The 4,999-nt window shown below is 47.2% G+C and carries 3 protein-coding genes; all 3 read right to left on the reverse strand.

What is annotated here, in order from left to right; all coding sequences use genetic code 11:
- Positions 1 to 201 precede the first annotated feature (201 nt).
- Positions 202 to 3,687, reverse strand: coding sequence for a SusC/RagA family TonB-linked outer membrane protein (locus tag WBA23_RS05120; protein ID WP_424581173.1), 3,486 nt, complete (start codon positions 3,685 to 3,687; stop codon positions 202 to 204).
- Positions 3,688 to 3,752: 65 nt separating this feature from the next.
- Positions 3,753 to 4,724: a FecR family protein gene (locus WBA23_RS05125; RefSeq protein ID WP_424581174.1), complete on the reverse strand. Its 972-nt coding sequence runs from the start codon at positions 4,722 to 4,724 to the stop codon at positions 3,753 to 3,755.
- 75 nt (positions 4,725 to 4,799) lie between these two features.
- Positions 4,800 to 4,999: sigma-70 family RNA polymerase sigma factor (locus WBA23_RS05130; RefSeq protein ID WP_424581175.1), on the reverse strand; the 200-nt coding region annotated here is incomplete at its 5' end.

Below are 4,999 nucleotides of genomic sequence, written 5' to 3' on the forward strand. Positions count from 1 at the left end.
CTCCACTTCCGCCCACAATTTCTTGATTGTAGCTTAGAACGACCTGGGGTAATAAGGTGTTGAGCGTCACTTCGCTTACCAAGTTAGGATTGGTGTCAATTTCGTCCAGTGTCTCTTCTGAACAGGCGTAGAGCAGACCAACTACGGCTATCGCTAAAAATAATATTCTTGATTTCATAATCAGTTTTTTTATGGTTCAAATTAAAAAGTAGCCCGCACCCCTAAACCGTAGCTCCGGGTTTGCGGCAACTGATTCCACTCTACACCCCGGCTGTTCGGACGATTACCTTGGAAGGTTTCTACGTAGTTTACTTCCGGATCAACGAAGGAATCAGTGATCAGAAACAGATTGCGACCAGCAAAGTAGACGGATAATCCCTCAAAGAAAGTGCGATCTACTACGGCTTGGGGTAAGTTATACGAAACCGATAGTTCGCGCAGCCGAAGGAAAGACGCATCTTGCAGAGCATCCTGGTAAGCACCCACAAACTGCCAGATGTGCGTGTAGTACGTAAAGCCTTTGTTAATCGCAATATCATTTTCGCCCGTGGTAGTAACTATCCCTTCAGCAGAACGTTGGCCTTTCACCCCATCAATAACGATATCTTCTTCCCGACTTAAGGTTTCGGCCGATGTTCCCCGAAAACGAGTTTCAATGGCTGATTGCGAGAACAACTGCCCCCCCTGTTGCCAGTCTAGCTGGAAAGAAAGTGATAGATTTTTGTACGAAACATTATTAATAAAGCTCATGGTAAAATCCGGCAGGGGCGAGCCGATTACTCGGTTTTCAAAATCAATAATTGGCATTCCGTGTACCGGACTGCTCTCATCATCCAGTACCACCACCCGATCGGTTTGCGGATCGCGCAGGAAGGAAGTTCCAAAAAACGACGGATAGTCTTCCCCTACCTGCGCTACCTGAATAGTATTTACGCCATCAGGGGAGGTAATGCCGATCTGCTCGATGCCATCCGCCAGTTGTTCTACCTTATTCTCGAAGGTTAAGAAGTTGGTAATTAGCTCCCAGCGAAAGTTGTTGGTCACCACCGGAAGCAGCGACAGTACTATCTCGTGTCCCTGAGACGAAATTTCACCAGCATTCCGTATCTCCTGAGATGCCCCGGTTGATAGTGGCAGTGGCACCTGGAAGATCTGATTCTCCGACGTGCTGTTGAAGTAGGTGTAATCAATACCGATACGGTCGTCTACGAACCGAAAATCCAATCCTAGTTCTAACGTTCGGGTATTTTCCGGGGCTAGGTCGGGAGCGATACGAACGCTATTCTGAGTAAACGCACTCAACCCATTAAAGGGAAATACAAAACCACCCGCGTTGGTCGCCCGGAAGCCATTGTTGTTTACGTACAGCGGTCCGGCTTGCCCAACTTCCGCCACGCTGGCTCGCAGTTTAGCAAACGACATAACATTCTCGAGTTCAGGCAGTAAACGCGTCAATATAACGCTCGTTCCTACCGATGGGTAAAAGAACGAACGGTTCTCGGCGGGCATGTTGGAAACGTAATCGGTACGTCCGGTCAGGTTAAGATAGATTTTCTCCTGCCAGCCCAGGTTAGCACTTCCGTAAAAGCCTACAATCCGGCGATTCTCCTCCGAGTTGCCCGCCGTAATGAGGGTGGCATTGGATAGATTGGGAAAGCCACCTACCACAAAGTTTTGCCCCACAGTATTGTTACTGCTCAGTCGCTGGTCGAAAATCTCATTACCGGCAATCACATTCAGCGAAAAGTCTTCCAACTGCTTATCGTATGACAGATAGACGTTAGAGTTTACGTTCTGACTCGCAATATCGGCCAGATTAAGTAATCCGCCACTAGGAGGGTTCGTACGCCCAATATCACCGGTACCCAATTCCCGGAACTCTTCTTGCAGCGTAGTGAACCGGTCGATACCCAAACGGTAATTTAGCGATAGCGAGGGCAGCATCTGATATTCCAAGAAAATATTCCCAAACATGCGGGGGGTTTCGTTGGTACGGTAGTTATTGGCTACTACCCAGTAAGGATTGTTCTGCCCTCCCCGAAAGTAGTTTTGACGGTAGGGGTTGCTGGGGTCGGCAATGGGGGTGCCCGCTAGGTTGTATGAAGGTGGTGCTTCCCAAATACCCCGAAAGTAATTGGTATTGCCCGCCAGATCAGGAAAATCGTCTACCGTTAGTTCGGAATAGTTCAAAGAGACCGTAGTGGTAAATTTTTCGTGCAATTTGTACCGCCCGTTCACCTTGAAGTTTATTCGTTCTAAGCCGGTATTAGGCACTACCCCTTCTTGCTGGCTGCGACCTAAACTTACAAAGTAACTTCCTTGTTCGTTAGCATTAGCGATAGATACGTCCGTATTCCAGGTGTAACCGGTTTGGTAGAAGGCATCGCTATGATCGTAGGCCTGCGCTACCACTTCTTCGCCCAAAGCGTTGGTGTAGGTACCGATTTCACTGATGCGGGGACCGTACGATATTCCACTTCCGGTGTTCAAACTTCCGTTTCCCTGGGCGTAGGTTCGCTGCAAATCGGGCAAGTAGCTGACTTCATCCATACTTACGAACGTTCCCACAGTCACCTGCGGTCCGTTGTTGCCCAACTCGCCCTGCTTGGTAGTAATAATAATTGCTCCGTTGGCCGCGCGTATTCCGTACAGAGCCGAGGCCGTAGCTCCCTTTAGCACGTTCATACTTTCAATATTACTCGGATTCAGATCAATGGGGCGACCAGAGACCGGTAAGCCATCTACCACGTACAGGGGTTGATTATTCCCTGTGATAGAGCGACTACCCCGAATATTTACGATTGGTGACCGTCCGGGCATTCCGCTGGATAGATTGACCGAAACCCCCGCTACTTTACCCTGTAGTGAATTTAATACGTTGGGATTACCTACCTGATCTAATGCTTCTCCCTCTACCTCTTGGGTAGCGTAAACTAGTTGTTCTTTGGTTGCCTTAATGCCAAAAGAGGTGACAACAATCTCGCTAAGCGTACTAACATCGGGAGCCATCGACAGGTTAAGGGTAGTTTGACCACCAATGGGAACCTCCTTGCGAACGTATCCTACCGAAGAGAACACTAACGTTGTCACGTCGTCAGCCACGGTTAGTCGATAGTTGCCGTCCACATCCGTCACCGTACCGATGGTAGTTCCTTTCGCCAGGATATTGACCCCCGGCAGCGGTTCGTCAGTTGATAAGTCGGTCACTTTACCACTGATAGTTTGAGCAACGTTTACTTCGTAAGACTGAGCTTTGGAGTTCAACCTTTCAACCCTTGTTGGGGGCAAGGAAGCGGATAAGGTGTTTTGGCTTTTTACTTTATCCACATTCTTCTGAAACTTCTTGGCCCGCTTCACTACATAAACATCACTATCAATCTTTTTATAAGTTAAACCAATTGGTTCCAACAGACCTTGAAGAGAGCTGTCCAGCGTAGAATCATCTACCAACTTACTTACTTGTTGCTTACCAATCTCAGCACTATTAAAAATGATGCTCACTTGATATTTCTTCTCGAAGGCAATTAGTAGCGATTCTAGCGTAGTGGTACGCTCGTCCTGGTACTGGGTATTCGTAGGCGAATAGTCAGCTGGAAGACTGGCTAATTCTTGCCCAAAAATAGGTAAAATGGCAAACCATAAGCATACCGAAATTACCCATCTGTTTTTTGTTAGATTGTTTAACATATGTGGAGGATTAAATTGAGAGATCGTACTTTATTGTTTTAATGTTTCTGCGTGTATATTCCTGACTATTTCTTCTCAAATACCAAGGTTTGCCCATCATATTGTATCGTAATATTGAGTGATTCCTGAAGGGTTTCAGTAAGTAACGGTAGCTGGTGCAAGGGCAGCGTACCGGTGATGGAGAGCGACCTGATCGAATCATTCGCAAATTCGGCAGTGTGGCCGAATCGGTGGTAGATCACCTCGGCAATTTCTGCTAGCGTGGTGTTGCGGCATACCAGCTTGTTCTCCTTCCAGGCCGAATAAACACTGGGATTGACCGTAGTAGTTTTCACCATTTTGCCCTGACTGGTTCGTTCGGCTACTTCACCCGGTTCCATCACTAGCTTTTCGGTGTCAGCCTCCAGCCACACTTTACCACTATTGAGCACTACCTGGGTTTTTTCGTCTCGATTTTGTACGTTAAATGTCGTACCGACCACCACTACGTCTAGTTCCTGGGTATGGACAACGAACTTTACTAGTTCGGCATGGCCTTGGTTACCTTCGTTTAGCAGTACCTCCTCTATCTCAAAAAAGGCTTCTCCCGTTAGCCAGACTTCCCGAATGTCATCATTAGTAGCGACCTTTAATATTGAGTTAGCGTTGAGCGTAACCACTGAGCCATCGTTTAACTTGATGGTTTGGGTTTCGCCGTAGGCAGTCTGATACACCTCCGGTGGAGCAGGCTGAAGCAGGAACCACCAAGTGGCTACCAGTAGCAAAGTACTTACCGCGGCGGCTACTGCGTACCATCGGCGATAAAGAGGAATTACTTTTGCACTAGCCGAGTTTACCTCAATTGCTGAGTGTATTTTGCTAAAGATTTGATCATAATTCGGTTCGCGATCTGTAATCTGGTTTAGACTACCGGCCTCTTCTGACATAATTCTTTCCAGATGGCGCTGTCCATCAGGGGTTTGAAGGTAGCGGAGCACCTGATCGGCCTCTTCGGAATTGCATTGGTTGTTAAGATATTTGATGAGCAGATTGTGCATACTTATCAGTATTTACTATAAGTACACTGCTCACCACCGATTCGATTACGGCGAAGAAAAAAGTTTTTTGACTTTTTAAAAATGAAGGAGTACTAGTAGCATCATGGCTTGCTGCAAGAAGTGGCGAATAAACTTTTTAGCTTGTGACAACTGCGAGCGCACCGTGTGCTCAGAAATCCGGAGCGTAGCGGCAATTTCTTGATTAGAGTACCCCTCAATAAGACTTAGCTGAGCAATCTTTCTTTTTCGGGCAGGTAAGGTGTTAAGGCTAGTAT

The sequence above is a fragment of the Tunicatimonas sp. genome, assembly GCF_049647865.1.
GTDB lineage: Bacteria > Bacteroidota > Bacteroidia > Cytophagales > Cyclobacteriaceae > Tunicatimonas.

Excerpts from the sequence above, each read along its gene's own strand:
- WBA23_RS05120 (WP_424581173.1), bottom strand. The coding sequence starts at position 3,687 with ATGTTAAACAATCTAACAAAAAACAGATGGGTAATTTCGGTATGCTTA.
- WBA23_RS05125 (WP_424581174.1), bottom strand. The coding sequence starts at position 4,724 with ATGCACAATCTGCTCATCAAATATCTTAACAACCAATGCAATTCCGAA.